This window comes from Escherichia sp. WS338, assembly GCF_046486405.1.
GTDB classification, from domain to species: Bacteria; Pseudomonadota; Gammaproteobacteria; order Enterobacterales; family Enterobacteriaceae; genus Escherichia; species Escherichia coli.
In genome coordinates, this window is record NZ_JBJQLL010000007.1 from 211310 (window position 1) to 230879 (window position 19570).

The following is a 19570-nucleotide window of genomic DNA, read 5'->3' on the forward strand; positions in this document are numbered from 1 at the left end:
ATCTGAAGAACACAGCAATTTTGCGTTATCTGTTAATCGAGACTGAAATACATGAAAAAAACCACATTAGCACTGAGTGCACTGGCTCTGAGTTTAGGTTTGGCGTTATCTCCGCTCTCTGCAACGGCGGCTGAGACTTCTTCAGCAACGACAGCCCAGCAGATGCCAAGCCTTGCACCGATGCTCGAAAAGGTGATGCCTTCAGTGGTCAGCATTAACGTAGAAGGTAGCACAACCGTTAATACGCCGCGTATGCCGCGTAATTTCCAGCAGTTCTTCGGTGATGATTCTCCGTTCTGCCAGGAAGGTTCTCCGTTCCAGAGCTCTCCGTTCTGCCAGGGGGGCCAGGGCGGTAATGGTGGCGGCCAGCAACAGAAATTCATGGCGCTGGGTTCCGGCGTCATCATTGATGCCGATAAAGGCTATGTCGTCACCAACAACCACGTTGTTGATAACGCGACGGTGATTAAAGTCCAGCTGAGCGATGGCCGTAAGTTCGACGCGAAGATGGTTGGCAAAGATCCGCGCTCTGATATCGCGCTGATCCAGATCCAGAACCCGAAAAATCTGACCGCAATTAAGATGGCGGATTCTGATGCACTGCGCGTGGGTGATTACACCGTAGCAATTGGTAACCCGTTTGGTCTGGGCGAGACGGTAACTTCCGGGATTGTCTCTGCGCTGGGGCGTAGCGGCCTGAATGCTGAAAACTACGAAAACTTCATCCAGACCGATGCAGCGATCAACCGTGGTAACTCCGGTGGTGCGTTGGTTAACCTGAACGGCGAACTGATCGGTATCAACACCGCGATCCTCGCACCGGACGGCGGCAACATCGGTATCGGTTTTGCTATCCCGAGTAACATGGTGAAAAACCTGACCTCGCAGATGGTGGAATACGGCCAGGTGAAACGCGGTGAGCTGGGTATTATGGGGACTGAGCTGAACTCCGAACTGGCGAAAGCGATGAAAGTTGACGCCCAGCGCGGTGCTTTCGTAAGCCAGGTTCTGCCTAACTCCTCCGCTGCAAAAGCGGGCATTAAAGCGGGTGATGTGATCACCTCACTGAACGGTAAGCCAATCAGCAGCTTTGCCGCCCTGCGTGCTCAGGTGGGTACTATGCCGGTGGGCAGCAAACTGACCCTGGGCTTACTGCGCGACGGTAAGCAGGTTAACGTGAACCTGGAACTGCAGCAGAGCAGCCAGAATCAGGTTGATTCCAGCTCCATCTTCAACGGCATTGAAGGCGCTGAGATGAGCAACAAAGGCAAAGATCAGGGCGTGGTAGTGAACAACGTGAAAACGGGCACTCCGGCTGCGCAGATCGGCCTGAAAAAAGGTGATGTGATTATTGGCGCGAACCAGCAGGCAGTGAAAAACATCGCTGAACTGCGTAAAGTTCTCGACAGCAAACCGTCTGTGCTGGCACTGAACATTCAGCGCGGCGACAGCACCATCTACCTGTTAATGCAGTAATCTCCCTCAACCCCTTCCTGAATACGGGAAGGGGTTCTCCTTACAATCTGTGAACTTCGCCACAACTCCATACATCTTCATCATCCTTTGGGCATTTGCACAATGCCGTACGTTACGTACTTCCTTATGCTAAGCCGTGCATAACGGAGGACTTATGGCTGGCTGGCATCTTGATACCAAAATGGCGCAGGATATCGTAGCACGTACCATGCGCATCATCGATACCAATATCAACGTAATGGATGCCCGCGGGCGAATTATCGGCAGCGGCGATCGTGAGCGTATTGGTGAATTGCACGAAGGAGCATTGCTGGTACTTTCACAGGGACGAGTCGTCGATATCGATGACGCGGTGGCACGTCATCTGCACGGTGTGCGGCAGGGGATTAATCTACCGTTACGGCTGGAAGGTGAAATTGTCGGCGTAATTGGCCTGACTGGTGAACCAGAGAATCTGCGTAAATATGGCGAACTGGTCTGCATGACGGCTGAAATGATGCTGGAACAGTCGCGGTTGATGCACCTGTTGGCGCAGGATAGCCGTTTGCGGGAAGAACTGGTGATGAACCTCATTCAGGCTGAGGAGAATACTCCCGCACTTACTGAATGGGCGCAACGGCTGGGGATCGATCTCAATCAACCGCGAGTGGTGGCTATTGTTGAGGTCGACAGCGGTCAGCTTGGCGTGGACAGCGCAATGGCGGAGTTACAGCAACTGCAAAATGCGCTGACTACGCCCGAGCGTAATAATCTGGTGGCGATTGTCTCGCTAACCGAAATGGTGGTGTTGAAACCGGCGTTGAACTCTTTTGGGCGCTGGGACGCAGAAGATCATCGTAAGAGAGTTGAACAACTGATTACCCGCATGAAAGAGTATGGCCAGTTGCGTTTTCGCGTTTCGCTGGGCAACTATTTTACCGGTCCTGGCAGTATTGCCCGATCCTATCGTACGGCGAAAACGACGATGGTAGTGGGGAAACAGCGGATGCCAGAAAGTCGCTGCTATTTTTATCAGGATCTGATGTTACCTGTGTTACTCGACAGTTTGCGTGGCGACTGGCAGGCCAACGAACTGGCGCGACCGCTGGCGCGGCTGAAAGCGATGGATAATAACGGCTTGCTGCGACGTACGCTGGCGGCGTGGTTTCGCCATAACGTGCAGCCGCTGGCAACGTCAAAGGCGCTGTTTATTCATCGTAATACCCTGGAGTATCGGCTTAATCGTATATCGGAACTCACAGGCTTAGATCTGGGGAATTTTGATGACAGGTTATTGTTGTATGTGGCGTTACAACTGGATGAACAGCGATAGGGTAAAAATAGTAAATGCCGGGAAATATGCTCGTCTTAATTCAAGTTGCATGTACGGCGACTCGAATTATTCAGCGTATACTTTACCCGGCTGGCAGAATGGCAATATGCAAAATTATTTACGTGTCAGCTTTTCTAAATCTGCTTCTATCTCGCTGATTTTATTGGTCACCACTGACTCCAGGTGACGCAAGTCGTCGAGAATTTTACGCTTAAGGTCAACTTCGCTACGATCACGCTGGCAGATTTGATCAAGCTCATCAATGATATAACGAAGATTAGGGCTGATTTCCTGAACTTCTTTATATCCCTGGCCAATACCATCGGCGACCACCGTTTTGCGCTGACGCGGATATTTAAACTTCACACTCTTGGCGAAAAACTCGCCTTTATCTTTCTGAAAATAGATTTTCAAAATATCGTTATTGGCTTCCTGCCGGAGGCTGTAACGATCAATTTCCTCAGGATTGGTAATGCCCAAACTTTTCAGATTGTCGTACATAGTTGTACCTCAAAAGAGTCAGTAATTGTGCTTATCTTAGCATTTCGCCTGGCGGTTTAGCTCGACGGAGATCGCAGGAAGCCTTTTCTTCCAGACTTTTATCATGGCCTAAAAATCAAAAAATTACCTGCTTTATTCTGATAAGAGAATTCGCTTTCTACACCAGTTCCAGGATTGTCACTTCCGGGCGGCAATTCAGACGCAAGCCATACAAACTTCCGACACCCCGAGTCGTGTAAATTTGTCGCTCACCAAAGGCATTTAAACCGGCGGCGTAGCGTTTATCTTCTATGGGCGCAAAAGGCTCACCAACCAACGGTATGCGTAACTGCCCGCCGTGGGTGTGACCACAGAGCATCAGATCCCACTTTTCATTACGCATGACTTCTTTGCTGTCGGGATTATGCGCCAGCACCAGTCGTGGCAGATTTGCTTCGCTGGCGGGAGGCGGTTTGCATTGTCCGGTCCATAAATCACCCGTGCCAACCAGTTCAAATTGCTGCTTTTGAGTGGTGATTAGCATGGCTTCGTTAAATAACACCGTGATCCCCGCCGATTTTAATGCCTCGCCAATTAAGCGATTTTTCTCTGTACCAACAGGGCGATCGTGGTTGCCGTAACAGGCAAATGTCGGCGCACATTCGGCAAGGGAGGAGAGTACGTCACTAAACGCCGAAAAATTCAGCTGCATATCAAATAATACGTAATCGCCGCCCAGCAATATCAAATCGGGCTTTTGTGCTACGCCAAGAGCAATTGCGTCAGAAATCAGGCTTAAAGGAACAAAACGAGAGTAATGGAGATCTGCCAGAAAAAGGATTTTGAAAGGAGCAGCGTTGTCTTTAAAAAAGGCGAGGCGGTGACGGATTAATTCAAGCCAGCCAGGTTCCCAATAATGCATATAGCTGAGGCTTGATCCGGCAGCTAACGTCGCAGCGGCTGCCTGTAAAAAACGCCTGCGTGTGATCATCATCCATCCCTGCAAAAAATCGGGCAGCGTCATGCTGCCCGTGTACTGATTTTTAGTCGATGGTACGCAGCAGTTCGTTAATGCCGACTTTGCCGCGAGTTTTCGCGTCAACTTTCTTAACGATAACTGCACAATAAAGGCTGTATTTGCCATCTTTCGACGGCAGGTTGCCAGAAACAACCACCGAACCAGCCGGAACGCGACCGTAGTGGATTTCGCCGGTTTCACGGTCGTAAATACGGGTGCTCTGACCAATGTATACGCCCATAGAGATGACGGAACCTTCTTCGACAATCACCCCTTCAACCACTTCAGAGCGTGCACCGATGAAGCAATTATCTTCAATAATGGTCGGGTTAGCCTGCAGCGGCTCCAGCACGCCGCCGATGCCTACACCGCCAGACAGATGGACGTTTTTACCAATTTGTGCACAGGAACCGACAGTGGCCCAGGTATCAACCATAGTGCCTTCATCAACATATGCGCCGATGTTGACGTAAGACGGCATCAGCACGGTGTTACGGGCAATAAATGCACCCTGACGTACCGCCGCTGGTGGCACAACGCGGAAGCCTTCTTTCTGAAAACGCGCTTCGTCGTAGTCGGCGAATTTCATCGGCACTTTATCGAAGTAGCGGCTTTCTGCCCCTTCGATCACCTGATTATCATTAATACGGAAAGAGAGCAGCACCGCTTTTTTCAACCACTGATGCGTCACCCACTGACCGTCAATTTTTTCCGCTACACGCAGTGCGCCGGAATCCAGCAGGGCGATCACCTGATTTACCGCTTCGCGGGTTACGGTGTCTGCATTGGCTGGCGTGATCTCGGCACGGCGTTCAAAAGCGGTTTCAATAATGTTCTGTAACTGCTGCATTGTTAAACTCTTTTCATATCAGTAAACACATCACCCTTTATCGTTTGGATTGAGGGCCTCTGTCAACCGCTGATGCACTTCCTGCTGCAACTCGTTATTAAGCGCACGCCGGTCAGCGGTGGCAATTATGAATAAATCTTCTACTCGCTCGCCAATGGTTGTAATTCGGGCGCCATGAAGCGAAATTCCCAGATCGGCAAAAATTTTCCCGACTCGCGCCAGCAGTCCAGGTTGGTCGAGGGCGATCAGTTCGAGGAACGATTTGCGGTCGGTATGGGTCGGCAAAAACGTCACTTCGGTTTCAACAGTAAAATGGCGCAATTTGGCGGGTTGGCGACGGGGCTGCGGTGGCTGCCAGCTACTTTGCGTCAGCACCTGCTCCAGACCAAACCGAATAACCTCATGACGATCTGCGGATAGCGGGCTACCATCGGGTTCCAGCACGATGAAGGTATCCATCGCCATACCGTCGCGAGTGGTGAAAATTTGTGCGTCGTGAACACTTAAATTGCGGCGGTCTAATTCGGCACAGACGGCGGCAAACAGATAGGGGCGGTCCGGGCTCCAGATAAAAATCTCGGTGCCTCCACGCGTAGCCTGCGGACTAAGCAATACCAGCGGTTTGCTTAAATCATGCTGTAATAAATGGCGCGCATGCCAGGCCAGTTGATTTGGGCTATGGCGGACAAAATAGTTAGCACGACAGCGTGACCAAATTTGGTGCAGCGCCTCTTCGTCGATGTTATCCATGCGCAGTAGTGCCAGCGCCTGGAGTTGGTGATGGCGAACCCGTTCGCGCATATCCGGCGTGTTTTGCATTCCGCGTCGTAGCTGCTTTTCGGTGGCGAAATAGAGTTCGCGCAACAGACTTTGCTTCCAGCTATTCCACAGCGTTTCGTTGGTGGCGCATATATCGGCCACTGTCAGGCATACCAGATAACGAAGTCGGTTTTCTGTTTGCACTTCTTCGGCAAACTGCTTGATCACTTCCGGGTCCTGAATATCGCGGCGTTGGGCGGTCACCGACATCAGCAAGTGCTGGCGAACCAGCCACGCCACCAGCTGTGTTTCGCGCGAGTTAAGCCCGTGGAGTTCGGCAAAATGCACCACGTCTTGTGCACCGAGAATGGAGTGGTCGCCGCCACGCCCTTTGGCGATATCGTGAAACAGCGCGGCGATGAAAATCAGCTCAGTTGACGGCAGGCGCGGCCAGACGTCTACACACAACGGATGGCGCTGGCGCGTTTCTTCACTGGCAAAACTCTCCAGTTTCAGCATCACGCGAATAGTATGTTCATCCACCGTGTAGGCGTGGAACAGGTCAAACTGCATCTGCCCGACGATATGCGACCATTGGGGCATATACGCGCCGAGCACGCTATGACGATGCATCGGTAATAGTCCGCGACGCACCGCACCAGGGTGACGCAGAATGCTCAAAAACAGTTTTCGCGCTTCCGGAATATTACACAGCGGTTGTTGCAAATGGCGACGGGCGTGGCGTAACTGGCGCAGCGTGGTAGAGTAAATGCCGGTGATCGCACTGTTGCGCACCATGGTGTAGAACATACGCAAGATGGCTTCCGGCTGGCGCATAAATAGTGTTTCATCACGCAGGTCGATCAGCGTTCCGCGTAGCTGAAACTCATCGTCGATTGGACGTGGTTTTTCGTCGGCGGGAAGGGCGAGGATGGCTTCATCGAACAGTTGCAGCAGCATCTGGTTGAGTTCACTGACGCGGCGTGTAACGCGGAAGTAATCCTTCATCATCCGCTCGACCGGTTCGTTACCTTCGCCACTGTAATTCAGACGCTGGGCGACGCTAAGCTGGCGATCAAACAGCAGGCGATTATCGTAACGGCTGACGACCAGATGCAGGGCAAAGCGAATACGCCACAATATATGCAGACATTCGTTTAATTCCGCTCGCTCCGCTGAGGTTAAGAAGCCAAACCCGACCATTTCATCCAGCGATGTTGCGCCAAAATGACGGCGGGCCACCCATTGCAGAGTGTGAATATCGCGCAAGCCGCCAGGACTACTTTTGATGTCTGGTTCAAGGTTGTAGCTGGTGCCGTGGTAACGCTGATGGCGCTGGTTCTGTTCTTCAACTTTCGCTGCGTAGAACTTGTCGGAAGGCCAGAATCCTTCGCTAAAAATATGTTTTTGCAGTTCGAGGAAGAGCGCTACATCGCCAATTAATAAGCGGGATTCGATTAAATTGGTGGCGACGGTTAAATCCGATAACCCTTCCAGCATGCACTCTTCAAGCGTGCGCACGCTATGACCGACTTCCAGCTTTACATCCCAGAGCAGCGTTAACAGCTCGCCCACTTTTTGCGCCTGATCATCCGGGAGCTTTTTACGGCTTAAAATCAGTAAATCGATGTCGGAAAGTGGATGCAGCTCGCCACGACCATAACCACCGACGGCAACCAATGCCAGGTCGGCAATCTGGCTGAATCCCGCTTCAATCCATAATCGTTGCAGGAGTTGGTCGATAAACTCGGTGCGTGCCTCAATCAACTGTTCTGCGGAGATCCCATTGTCAAAGGCATCACCCAGCCAACGCTGGAAAGTATCGATATGGGCTTTTATCCCACAGACGGTTAATTCATCACGGGGCCAGGCGCATGGATTTTGCGGTTGACCGGGCAGGGTGGGGAGAGCGGTGTTTGCGTACTGTTCTGGAAGGGTATTCATTGTGCGCCACCCATAAGATTAAATTATCGCATTAAAAAAGCCGGCATTCGCCGGCTTCATCTTATTCGTCGTGCGAGATTATCGCCGGGATGGTGTCATCCTTGCGTAGCGTCAGAATTTCGCAGCCGTTATCAGTCACCACAATAGTATGCTCATATTGTGCAGACAAGCTGCGATCTTTGGTTTTTACCGTCCAGCCATCTTTCATGGTGCGGATCTCTTTTTTACCCGCGTTGACCATTGGCTCGATGGTGAACGTCATCCCAGGTTTCAGTACGACGTTGGTTTCACGGGAGTCATAGTGCAGCACCTGCGGTTCTTCGTGGAAGCCGCGACCAATACCGTGTCCACAATATTCACGAACGACGGAGAAGCCTTCTGCTTCGACAAATTTCTGAATTGCCGCACCGATTTCGCGCAGATTAATGCCAGGTTTTACCATGCGTAGCGCCAGGTACAGGCTTTCTTGCGTGATGCGGCACAGACGTTCGCCCATGATGGTCGGCTTACCGACGATAAACATTTTCGAGGTATCGCCGTGGAAACCATCTTTGATTACGGTGACATCAATGTTAACGATATCGCCATCTTTCAGCAGCTTGGCGTCGTCCGGGATACCGTGGCACACCACTTCATTAATAGAAATGCAAACGGATTTCGGATAGCCGTGATAGCCGAGGCAGGCAGAAACCGCGTGTTGTTCATTAACAATGTAATCATTACAGATGCGATCCAGCTCGCCGGTGCTGACGCCCGGTTTAACATACGGTTCGATCATCTCCAGCACTTCGGCAGCCAGTCGGCCAGCGACGCGCATTTTTTCGATATCTTCTGGGGTCTTGATTGAGATAGCCATTAATTCTGTCCATCAGCGTCGGTGATACCGACAATATATATGTAAGTGCCGTCAATGGTATCACACCCGGGCAAATTGAGAATCATTCTGAATTTCGCCAAACGTGCCACTGAAGGTTTTCTATAATAGAAAATTCAACGTCTGATGCTGTACACAGCGCCAACAATTATTGGTGTCCACGACGTATTTGTGGTATAAAGCGCGCCGGACTTCCGATCCATTTCGTATACACAGACTGGACGGAAGCGACAATCTCACTTTGTGTAACAACACACACGTATCGGCACATATTCCGGGGTGCCCTTTGGGGTCGGTAATATGGGATACGTGGAGGCATAACCCCAACTTTTATATAGAGGTTTTAATCATGGCAACTGTTTCCATGCGCGACATGCTCAAGGCTGGTGTTCACTTCGGTCACCAGACCCGTTACTGGAACCCGAAAATGAAGCCGTTCATCTTCGGTGCGCGTAACAAAGTTCACATCATCAACCTTGAGAAAACTGTACCGATGTTCAACGAAGCTCTGGCTGAACTGAACAAGATTGCTTCTCGCAAAGGTAAAATCCTTTTCGTTGGTACTAAACGCGCTGCAAGCGAAGCGGTGAAAGACGCTGCTCTGAGCTGCGACCAGTTCTTCGTGAACCATCGCTGGCTGGGCGGTATGCTGACTAACTGGAAAACCGTTCGTCAGTCCATCAAACGTCTGAAAGACCTGGAAACTCAGTCTCAGGACGGTACTTTCGACAAGCTGACCAAGAAAGAAGCGCTGATGCGCACTCGTGAGCTGGAGAAACTGGAAAACAGCCTGGGCGGTATCAAAGACATGGGCGGTCTGCCGGACGCTCTGTTTGTAATCGATGCTGACCACGAACACATTGCTATCAAAGAAGCAAACAACCTGGGTATTCCGGTATTTGCTATCGTTGATACCAACTCTGATCCGGACGGTGTTGACTTCGTTATCCCGGGTAACGACGACGCAATCCGTGCTGTGACCCTGTACCTGGGCGCTGTTGCTGCAACCGTACGTGAAGGCCGTTCTCAGGATCTGGCTTCCCAGGCGGAAGAAAGCTTCGTAGAAGCTGAGTAATAAGGCTTGATAACTCCCCCAAAATAGTTCGAGTTGCAGAAAGGCGGCAAGCTCGAGAATTCCCGGGAGCTTACATCAGTAAGTGACCGGGATGAGCGAGCGAAGATAACGCATCTGCGGCGCGAAATATGAAGGGGGAGAGCCCTTATAGACCAGGTAGTACACGTTTGGTTAGGGGGCCTGCATATGGCCCCCTTTTTCACTTTTATATCTGTGCGGTTTAATGCCGGGCAGATCACATCTCCGAGGATTTTAGAATGGCTGAAATTACCGCATCCCTGGTAAAAGAGCTGCGTGAGCGTACTGGCGCAGGCATGATGGATTGCAAAAAAGCACTGACTGAAGCTAACGGCGACATCGAGCTGGCAATCGAAAACATGCGTAAGTCCGGTGCTATTAAAGCAGCGAAAAAAGCAGGCAACGTTGCTGCTGACGGCGTGATCAAAACCAAAATCGACGGCAACTACGGCATCATTCTGGAAGTTAACTGCCAGACTGACTTCGTTGCAAAAGACGCTGGTTTCCAGGCGTTCGCAGACAAAGTTCTGGACGCAGCTGTTGCTGGCAAAATCACTGACGTTGAAGTACTGAAAGCACAGTTCGAAGAAGAACGTGTTGCGCTGGTAGCGAAAATTGGTGAAAACATCAACATTCGCCGCGTTGCTGCGCTGGAAGGCGACGTTCTGGGTTCTTATCAGCACGGTGCGCGTATCGGTGTTCTGGTTGCTGCTAAAGGCGCTGACGAAGAGCTGGTTAAACACATCGCTATGCACGTTGCTGCAAGCAAGCCAGAATTCATCAAACCAGAAGACGTATCCGCTGAAGTGGTAGAAAAAGAATACCAGGTACAGCTGGATATCGCGATGCAGTCTGGTAAGCCGAAAGAAATCGCAGAGAAAATGGTTGAAGGCCGCATGAAGAAATTCACCGGCGAAGTTTCTCTGACCGGTCAGCCGTTCGTTATGGAACCAAGCAAAACTGTTGGTCAGCTGCTGAAAGAGCATAACGCTGAAGTGACTGGCTTCATCCGCTTCGAAGTGGGTGAAGGCATCGAGAAAGTTGAGACTGACTTTGCAGCAGAAGTTGCTGCGATGTCCAAGCAGTCTTAATTATCGAAAAGGAGCCGCCTGAGGGCGGCTTCTTTTTGTGCCCATCTTGTAAATTCAGCTAACCCTTGTGGGGCTGCGCTGAAAAGCGACGTACAATGTCGCTAGTATTAATTCATTTCAATCGTTGACAGTCTCAGGAAAGAAACATGGCTACCAATGCAAAACCCGTCTATAAACGCATTCTGCTTAAGTTGAGTGGCGAAGCTCTGCAGGGCACTGAAGGCTTCGGTATTGATGCAAGCATACTGGATCGCATGGCTCAGGAAATCAAAGAACTGGTTGAACTGGGTATTCAGGTTGGTGTGGTGATTGGTGGGGGTAACCTGTTCCGTGGCGCTGGTCTGGCGAAAGCGGGTATGAACCGCGTTGTGGGCGACCACATGGGGATGCTGGCGACCGTAATGAACGGCCTGGCAATGCGTGATGCACTGCACCGCGCCTATGTGAACGCTCGTCTGATGTCCGCTATTCCATTGAATGGCGTGTGCGACAGCTACAGCTGGGCAGAAGCTATCAGCCTGTTGCGCAACAACCGTGTGGTGATCCTCTCCGCCGGTACAGGTAACCCGTTCTTTACCACCGACTCAGCAGCTTGCCTGCGTGGTATCGAAATTGAAGCCGATGTGGTGCTGAAAGCAACCAAAGTTGACGGCGTGTTTACTGCTGATCCGGCGAAAGATCCAACCGCAACCATGTACGAGCAACTGACTTACAGCGAAGTGCTGGAAAAAGAGCTGAAAGTCATGGACCTGGCGGCCTTCACGCTTGCTCGTGACCATAAATTACCGATTCGTGTTTTCAACATGAACAAACCGGGTGCGCTGCGCCGTGTGGTAATGGGTGAAAAAGAAGGGACTTTAATCACGGAATAATTCCCGTGATGGATAAATAAGGGTAAGATTCCGCGTAAGTATCGCGGGGGCGTAAGTCTGGTTATAAGGCGTTATTGTTGCAGGCAGTTTGGTCACGGCCAGCGCGCAGCAACCGGAGCGTACAAAAGTACGTGAGGATGGCGAGCACTGCCCGGGGCCAAAATGGCAAATAAAATAGCCTAATAATCCAGACGATTACCCGTAATATGTTTAATCAGGGCTATACTTAGCACACTTCCACTGTGTGTGACTGTCTGGTCTGACTGAGACAAGTTTTCAAGGATTCGTAACGTGATTAGCGATATCAGAAAAGATGCTGAAGTACGCATGGATAAATGCGTAGAAGCGTTCAAAACCCAAATCAGCAAAATACGCACGGGTCGTGCTTCTCCCAGCCTGCTGGATGGCATTGTCGTGGAATATTACGGCACGCCGACGCCGCTGCGTCAGCTGGCAAGCGTAACGGTAGAAGATTCCCGTACTCTGAAAATCAACGTGTTTGATCGTTCAATGTCTCCGGCCGTTGAAAAAGCGATTATGGCGTCCGATCTTGGCCTGAACCCGAACTCTGCGGGTAGCGACATCCGTGTTCCGCTGCCGCCGCTGACGGAAGAACGTCGTAAAGATCTGACCAAAATCGTTCGTGGTGAAGCAGAACAAGCGCGTGTTGCAGTACGTAATGTGCGTCGTGACGCGAACGACAAAGTGAAAGCACTGTTGAAAGATAAAGAGATCAGCGAAGACGACGATCGCCGTTCTCAGGACGATGTACAGAAACTGACTGATGCTGCAATCAAGAAAATTGAAGCGGCGCTGGCAGACAAAGAAGCAGAACTGATGCAGTTCTGATTTCTTGAACGACAAAAACGCCGCTCAGTAGATCCTTGCGGATCGGCTGGCGGCGTTTTGCTTTTTATTCTGTCTCAACTCTGGATGTTTCATGAAGCAACTCACCATTCTGGGCTCGACCGGCTCGATTGGTTGCAGCACGCTGGACGTGGTGCGCCATAATCCCGAACACTTCCGCGTAGTTGCGCTGGTGGCAGGCAAAAATGTCACTCGCATGGTAGAACAGTGCCTGGAATTCTCTCCCCGCTATGCTGTAATGGATGATGAAGCGAGTGCGAAACTTCTTAAAACGATGCTACAGCAACAGGGTAGCCGCACCGAAGTCTTAAGTGGGCAACAAGCCGCTTGCGATATGGCAGCGCTTGAGGATGTTGATCAGGTGATGGCAGCCATTGTTGGCGCTGCTGGGCTGTTACCTACGCTTGCTGCGATCCGCGCGGGTAAAACCATTTTGCTGGCCAATAAAGAATCACTGGTTACCTGCGGACGTCTGTTTATGGACGCCGTAAAGCAGAGCAAAGCGCAATTGTTACCGGTCGATAGCGAACATAACGCCATTTTTCAGAGTTTACCGCAACCTATCCAGCATAATCTGGGATACGCTGACCTTGAGCAAAATGGCGTGGTGTCCATTTTACTTACCGGGTCTGGTGGCCCTTTCCGTGAGACGCCATTGCGCGATTTGGCAACAATGACGCCCGATCAAGCCTGCCGTCATCCGAACTGGTCGATGGGACGTAAAATTTCTGTCGATTCGGCTACCATGATGAACAAAGGTCTGGAATACATTGAAGCGCGTTGGCTGTTTAACGCCAGCGCCAGCCAGATGGAAGTGCTGATTCACCCGCAGTCAGTGATTCACTCAATGGTGCGCTATCAGGACGGCAGTGTTCTGGCGCAGCTGGGGGAACCGGATATGCGTACGCCAATTGCCCACACCATGGCATGGCCGAATCGCGTGAACTCTGGCGTGAAGCCGCTCGATTTTTGCAAACTAAGTGCGTTGACATTTGCCGCACCGGATTATGATCGTTATCCATGCCTGAAACTGGCGATGGAGGCGTTCGAACAAGGCCAGGCAGCGACGACAGCATTGAATGCCGCAAACGAAATCACCGTAGCTGCTTTTCTTGCGCAACAAATCCGCTTTACGGATATCGCCGCGTTGAATTTATCCGTACTGGAAAAAATGGATATGCGCGAACCACAATGTGTGGACGATGTGTTATCTGTTGATGCGAACGCGCGTGAAGTCGCCAGAAAAGAGGTGATGCGTCTCGCAAGCTGAGGATAATCCGGCTACAGAGAGTCGCGCTATTTGTTAGCGTAGGGCTTCAGTGATATAGTCTGCGCCATCTGATCGTAAGTAGTTGGCTTTATAAGGTCAGGTATGCCGTGGTTTTACACGGCTTTTTTTTGTATAGGCTTCAGTATTCCTGAGTACCGTAAACCCTGTCAGGGAATAAGAAACGCGTGATGTTGTCTGCTACTCAACCACTTAGCGAAAAATTGCCAGCGCATGGCTGTCGTCATGTTGCGATCATTATGGACGGCAATGGTCGCTGGGCAAAAAAGCAAGGGAAGATTCGTGCCTTTGGGCATAAAGCCGGGGCAAAATCCGTCCGCCGGGCTGTCTCTTTTGCGGCCAACAACGGTATTGAGGCGTTAACGCTGTATGCCTTTAGTAGTGAAAACTGGAACCGACCAGCGCAGGAAGTCAGTGCGTTAATGGAACTGTTTGTGTGGGCGCTAGATAGCGAAGTAAAAAGTCTGCACCGACATAACGTGCGTCTGCGTATTATTGGCGATACCAGTCGCTTTAACTCGCGTTTGCAAGAACGTATTCGTAAATCTGAAGCGCTAACAGCCGGGAATACCGGTCTGACGCTGAATATTGCGGCGAACTACGGTGGACGTTGGGATATAGTCCAGGGAGTCAGGCAACTGGCTGAAAAGGTGCAGCAAGGAAACCTGCAACCAGATCAGATAGATGAAGAGATGCTAAACCAGCATGTCTGTATGCATGAACTGGCCCCTGTAGATTTAGTAATTAGGACTGGGGGGGAGCATCGCATTAGTAACTTTTTGCTTTGGCAAATTGCCTATGCCGAACTTTACTTTACAGATGTTCTCTGGCCCGATTTCGATGAACAAGACTTTGAAGGGGCGTTAAATGCCTTTGCTAATCGAGAGCGTCGTTTCGGCGGCACCGAGCCCGGTGATGAAACAGCCTGATGGGGGTCGCTTTTGCTGAAGTATCGCCTGATATCTGCTTTTGTGTTAATACCCGTTGTCATCGCGGCGTTGTTTCTGTTGCCGCCGGTGGGGTTCGCCATTGTAACGCTGGTGGTCTGCATGCTGGCAGCGTGGGAATGGGGACAGCTTAGCGGTTTTACCACTCGTTCGCAGCGAGTATGGTTGGCGGTGTTATGCGGGTTATTGTTGGCGCTGATGCTTTTTCTGTTGCCGGAATATCACCGAAATATTCATCAACCGCTGGTTGAAATCTCACTTTGGGCTTCGCTGGGTTGGTGGATTGTCGCGCTATTGCTGGTGCTGTTTTACCCAGGTTCCGCAGCAATCTGGCGTAACTCTAAAACATTGCGCCTTATTTTTGGCGTGCTAACCATTGTTCCCTTCTTCTGGGGCATGCTGGCGTTACGGGCCTGGCACTACGACGAGAATCATTACAGTGGCGCAATATGGCTGCTCTATGTCATGATCCTGGTATGGGGCGCTGACTCTGGCGCATATATGTTTGGCAAATTGTTTGGTAAACATAAGCTGGCACCGAAGGTTTCTCCGGGTAAAACCTGGCAAGGCTTTATCGGTGGACTAGTGACCGCAGCGGTAATCTCATGGGGTTATGGCATGTGGGTGAATCTCGACGTCGCTCCCGTCACCTTACTCATTTGCTCTATTGTCGCAGCGTTAGCCTCAGTGCTCGGCGATCTGACCGAAAGTATGTTTAAGCGTGAAGCAGGAATTAAGGACAGCGGTCATTTAATTCCAGGACACGGTGGTATTTTAGATCGTATTGATAGCCTGACGGCTGCGGTACCGGTCTTTGCTTGCTTGTTGTTACTGGTATTCAGGACGCTTTAACGGAAGGTAATATGCTGAGTTTTCTCTGGGATTTGGCTTCGTTCATCGTTGCACTGGGTGTACTTATCACCGTGCATGAATTTGGTCATTTCTGGGTTGCCCGGCGTTGTGGTGTTCGCGTTGAGCGTTTCTCAATAGGGTTTGGTAAGGCGCTCTGGCGGCGAACTGATAAGCTCGGCACCGAATATGTTATCGCCCTGATCCCGTTGGGCGGTTATGTCAAAATGCTGGATGAGCGCGCAGAACCGGTCGTTCCGGAACTCCGCCACCATGCCTTCAATAATAAATCTGTCGGCCAACGAGCGGCGATTATTGCCGCAGGTCCGGTTGCAAACTTCATTTTTGCTATCTTTGCCTACTGGCTGGTTTTTATTATTGGTGTGCCTGGCGTACGTCCGGTGGTTGGTGAAATAGCAGCCAATTCGATAGCTGCGGAAGCACAAATTGCACCAGGTACGGAACTAAAAGCCGTAGATGGTATCGAAACGCCTGATTGGGATGCCGTGCGTTTGCAGTTGGTCGATAAAATTGGCGATGAAAGCACCACCATTACGGTAGCGCCATTTGGCAGCGACCAACGGCGGGATGTAAAGCTCGATTTACGTCACTGGGCGTTTGAGCCTGATAAAGAAGATCCGGTATCTTCGTTGGGGATTCGTCCTCGTGGGCCGCAAATTGAACCTGTACTGGAAAATGTGCAGCCAAACTCGGCGGCAAGCAAGGCAGGTTTGCAAGCAGGCGACAGGATCGTTAAAGTCGATGGTCAGCCCTTAACGCAGTGGGTGACCTTTGTGATGCTTGTCCGGGATAACCCGGGTAAATCCTTAGCGTTAGAAATCGAAAGGCAGGGGAGTCCCTTGTCTTTGACATTAATCCCGGAGAGTAAACCGGGTAAGGGTAAAGCGATTGGTTTTGTCGGTATTGAGCCGAAAGTCATTCCTTTGCCAGATGAGTATAAAGTTGTACGCCAGTATGGGCCGTTCAACGCTATCGTCGAAGCCACGGACAAAACGTGGCAGTTGATGAAGCTGACGGTCAGTATGCTGGGAAAATTGATCACCGGTGATGTGAAACTGAACAACCTCAGTGGGCCGATCTCTATCGCCAAGGGGGCTGGGATGACAGCGGAACTCGGGGTAGTTTATTACCTGCCGTTTCTTGCGCTTATTAGCGTGAACTTAGGGATAATTAACCTGTTTCCGTTGCCCGTACTTGACGGGGGGCATCTGCTGTTCCTTGCGATCGAAAAGATCAAGGGCGGACCGGTATCCGAGCGGGTTCAAGACTTTTGTTATCGCATTGGCTCGATTCTGCTGGTGCTGTTAATGGGGCTTGCACTTTTCAATGATTTCTCTCGGTTATGAGAGTTAGTTAGGAAGAACGCATAATAACGATGGCGATGAAAAAGTTGCTCATAGCGTCGCTGCTGTTTAGCAGCGCCACCGTATACGGTGCTGAAGGGTTCGTAGTGAAAGATATTCATTTCGAAGGCCTTCAGCGTGTCGCCGTTGGTGCGGCCCTCCTCAGTATGCCGGTGCGCACAGGCGACACGGTTAATGATGAAGATATCAGTAATACCATTCGCGCTCTGTTTGCTACCGGCAACTTTGAGGATGTTCGCGTCCTTCGTGATGGTGATACCCTTCTGGTTCAGGTAAAAGAACGTCCGACCATTGCCAGCATTACTTTCTCCGGTAACAAATCGGTGAAAGATGACATGCTGAAGCAAAACCTCGAGGCTTCTGGTGTGCGTGTGGGCGAATCCCTCGATCGCACCACCATTGCCGATATCGAGAAAGGTTTGGAAGACTTCTACTACAGCGTCGGTAAATATAGCGCCAGCGTTAAAGCTGTCGTGACCCCGCTGCCGCGCAACCGTGTTGACCTAAAACTGGTGTTCCAGGAAGGTGTGTCAGCTGAAATCCAGCAAATTAACATTGTTGGTAACCATGCTTTCACCACCGATGAACTGATCTCTCATTTCCAACTGCGTGACGAAGTGCCGTGGTGGAACGTGGTAGGCGATCGTAAATACCAGAAACAGAAACTGGCGGGCGACCTTGAAACCCTGCGCAGTTACTATCTGGATCGCGGTTATGCCCGTTTCAACATCGATTCTACCCAGGTCAGTCTGACGCCAGATAAAAAAGGTATTTACGTCACGGTGAACATCACCGAAGGCGATCAGTACAAGCTTTCTGGCGTTGAAGTTAGCGGCAATCTTGCCGGGCACTCCGCTGAAATTGAGCAACTGACTAAGATCGAGCCGGGCGAGCTGTATAACGGCACCAAAGTGACCAAAATGGAAGATGACATTAAAAAGCTTCTTGGTCGCTATGGTTATGCCTATCCGCGCGTACAGTCGATGCCTGAAATTAACGATGCCGACAAAACCGTTAAATTACGCGTGAACGTTGATGCGGGTAACCGTTTCTATGTGCGTAAGATCCGTTTTGAAGGTAACGATACCTCGAAAGATGCCGTCCTGCGTCGCGAAATGCGTCAGATGGAAGGTGCATGGCTGGGGAGCGATCTGGTCGATCAGGGTAAGGAGCGTCTGAACCGTCTGGGCTTCTTTGAAACTGTCGATACCGATACCCAACGTGTTCCGGGGAGCCCGGATCAGGTTGATGTAGTTTACAAGGTGAAAGAACGTAACACCGGTAGCTTCAACTTCGGGATTGGTTACGGTACTGAAAGTGGCGTGAGCTTCCAGGCTGGTGTGCAACAGGATAACTGGTTAGGTACGGGTTATGCTGTTGGTATCAACGGGACCAAAAACGATTACCAGACCTATGCTGAACTGTCGGTAACCAACCCGTACTTCACCGTAGATGGCGTAAGCCTCGGTGGTCGTCTCTTCTATAATGACTTCCAGGCAGATGACGCCGACCTGTCCGACTATACCAACAAGAGTTATGGTACAGACGTGACGTTGGGCTTCCCGATCAACGAATATAACTCGCTGCGTGCAGGTCTGGGTTATGTACATAACTCCCTGTCCAACATGCAGCCGCAGGTTGCGATGTGGCGTTATCTGTACTCTATGGGTGAACATCCGAGCACCTCTGATCAGGATAACAGCTTCAAAACGGACGACTTCACGTTCAACTATGGTTGGACCTATAACAAGCTTGACCGTGGTTACTTCCCGACAGATGGTTCACGTGTCAACCTGACCGGTAAAGTGACCATTCCGGGATCGGATAACGAATACTACAAAGTGACGTTAGACACGGCGACTTATGTGCCGATTGATGATGATCACAAATGGGTTGTTCTGGGTCGTACCCGCTGGGGTTATGGTGATGGTTTAGGCGGCAAAGAGATGCCGTTCTATGAGAACTTCTATGCCGGTGGTTCCAGCACCGTGCGTGGCTTCCAGTCCAATACCATTGGTCCGAAAGCAGTTTACTTCCCGCATCAGGCCAGTAATTATGATCCGGACTATGATTACGAATGTGCGACTCAGGACGGCGCGAAAGATCTGTGTAAATCGGATGATGCTGTAGGCGGTAACGCCATGGCGGTTGCCAGCCTCGAGTTCATCACCCCGACGCCGTTTATTAGCGATAAGTATGCTAACTCGGTTCGTACTTCCTTCTTCTGGGATATGGGTACCGTTTGGGATACAAACTGGGATTCCAGCCAATATTCTGGATATCCGGACTATAGTGATCCAAGCAATATCCGTATGTCTGCGGGTATCGCATTACAATGGATGTCCCCATTGGGGCCGTTGGTGTTCTCCTACGCCCAGCCGTTCAAAAAGTACGATGGAGACAAGGCAGAACAGTTCCAGTTTAACATCGGTAAAACCTGGTAAGTGTTCTCCACAAAGGAATGT

General features: G+C 50.8%; 16 protein-coding genes. 11 read left to right on the forward strand and 5 right to left on the reverse strand.

Features of this window, described 5'->3' with window-relative positions:
- The first annotated feature begins 51 nt into the window (after positions 1–51).
- Both degP and cdaR read left to right on the forward strand, forming a co-directional pair.
- Positions 52–1476, forward strand: a complete 1425-nt coding sequence (degP, locus tag ACJHWT_RS09060) for a serine endoprotease DegP (protein ID WP_000753946.1) — start codon at positions 52–54, stop codon at positions 1474–1476.
- 154 nt (positions 1477–1630) lie between these two features.
- Positions 1631–2788: a DNA-binding transcriptional regulator CdaR gene (cdaR, locus tag ACJHWT_RS09065; protein WP_000929440.1), complete on the forward strand. Its 1158-nt coding sequence runs from the start codon at positions 1631–1633 to the stop codon at positions 2786–2788.
- Between the two features lie 114 nt (positions 2789–2902).
- Here the strand turns inward: cdaR and ACJHWT_RS09070 are convergent, their stop codons facing one another.
- From ACJHWT_RS09070 to map, 5 genes are all read right to left on the reverse strand, one after another.
- The gene (locus ACJHWT_RS09070; protein ID WP_000272185.1) at positions 2903–3289 is read right to left on the reverse strand and encodes a DUF3461 family protein; all 387 of its coding nucleotides are present in this window, start codon (positions 3287–3289) and stop codon (positions 2903–2905) included.
- A gap of 157 nt (positions 3290–3446) precedes the next feature.
- Positions 3447–4259 (reverse strand): phosphodiesterase YaeI, encoded by an 813-nt coding sequence (gene yaeI, locus ACJHWT_RS09075; RefSeq protein WP_000633009.1) that lies wholly within the window; start codon positions 4257–4259, stop codon positions 3447–3449.
- A 52-nt stretch (positions 4260–4311) separates the two neighbouring features.
- Entirely contained in the window at positions 4312–5136 is an 825-nt protein-coding gene (gene dapD / locus ACJHWT_RS09080; RefSeq protein ID WP_001186650.1) for a 2,3,4,5-tetrahydropyridine-2,6-dicarboxylate N-succinyltransferase, read from the reverse strand.
- A 30-nt stretch (positions 5137–5166) separates the two neighbouring features.
- Complete coding sequence (gene glnD / locus ACJHWT_RS09085; RefSeq protein ID WP_001094548.1) at positions 5167–7839, reverse strand: bifunctional uridylyltransferase/uridylyl-removing protein GlnD; 2673 nt, start codon at positions 7837–7839, stop codon at positions 5167–5169.
- Positions 7840–7900: 61 nt separating this feature from the next.
- Positions 7901–8695 carry a type I methionyl aminopeptidase gene (gene map / locus ACJHWT_RS09090; RefSeq protein WP_001018194.1) on the reverse strand — a complete coding sequence of 265 codons (795 nt, stop codon included), beginning with the start codon at positions 8693–8695 and terminating at the stop codon, positions 7901–7903.
- Positions 8696–9062: 367 nt separating this feature from the next.
- Between map and rpsB the strand changes: the two genes are divergently transcribed.
- From rpsB to bamA, 9 genes are all read left to right on the forward strand, one after another.
- Complete coding sequence (rpsB, locus tag ACJHWT_RS09095) at positions 9063–9788, forward strand: 30S ribosomal protein S2 (protein ID WP_000246882.1); 726 nt, start codon at positions 9063–9065, stop codon at positions 9786–9788.
- 257 nt (positions 9789–10045) lie between these two features.
- Positions 10046–10897, forward strand: a complete 852-nt coding sequence (gene tsf, locus ACJHWT_RS09100) for a translation elongation factor Ts (RefSeq protein ID WP_000818114.1) — start codon at positions 10046–10048, stop codon at positions 10895–10897.
- A 146-nt stretch (positions 10898–11043) separates the two neighbouring features.
- On the forward strand, positions 11044–11769 hold the full coding sequence (gene pyrH / locus ACJHWT_RS09105; RefSeq protein WP_000224573.1) for a UMP kinase: 726 nt from the start codon (positions 11044–11046) through the stop codon (positions 11767–11769).
- Positions 11770–12060: 291 nt separating this feature from the next.
- Complete coding sequence (gene frr, locus ACJHWT_RS09110) at positions 12061–12618, forward strand: ribosome recycling factor (protein WP_000622418.1); 558 nt, start codon at positions 12061–12063, stop codon at positions 12616–12618.
- A gap of 91 nt (positions 12619–12709) precedes the next feature.
- On the forward strand, positions 12710–13906 hold the full coding sequence (ispC, locus tag ACJHWT_RS09115; RefSeq protein ID WP_000811923.1) for a 1-deoxy-D-xylulose-5-phosphate reductoisomerase: 1197 nt from the start codon (positions 12710–12712) through the stop codon (positions 13904–13906).
- 188 nt (positions 13907–14094) lie between these two features.
- Positions 14095–14853, forward strand: coding sequence for a (2E,6E)-farnesyl-diphosphate-specific ditrans,polycis-undecaprenyl-diphosphate synthase (gene ispU, locus ACJHWT_RS09120; RefSeq protein ID WP_001295562.1), 759 nt, complete (start codon positions 14095–14097; stop codon positions 14851–14853).
- A 12-nt stretch (positions 14854–14865) separates the two neighbouring features.
- Positions 14866–15723 (forward strand): phosphatidate cytidylyltransferase, encoded by an 858-nt coding sequence (gene cdsA, locus ACJHWT_RS09125; RefSeq protein WP_000922449.1) that lies wholly within the window; start codon positions 14866–14868, stop codon positions 15721–15723.
- Between the two features lie 11 nt (positions 15724–15734).
- On the forward strand, positions 15735–17087 hold the full coding sequence (rseP, locus tag ACJHWT_RS09130; protein WP_001298422.1) for a sigma E protease regulator RseP: 1353 nt from the start codon (positions 15735–15737) through the stop codon (positions 17085–17087).
- A 29-nt stretch (positions 17088–17116) separates the two neighbouring features.
- Positions 17117–19549, forward strand: coding sequence for an outer membrane protein assembly factor BamA (gene bamA, locus ACJHWT_RS09135; protein WP_001240896.1), 2433 nt, complete (start codon positions 17117–17119; stop codon positions 19547–19549).
- The last annotated feature ends 21 nt before the right edge of the window (positions 19550–19570 follow it).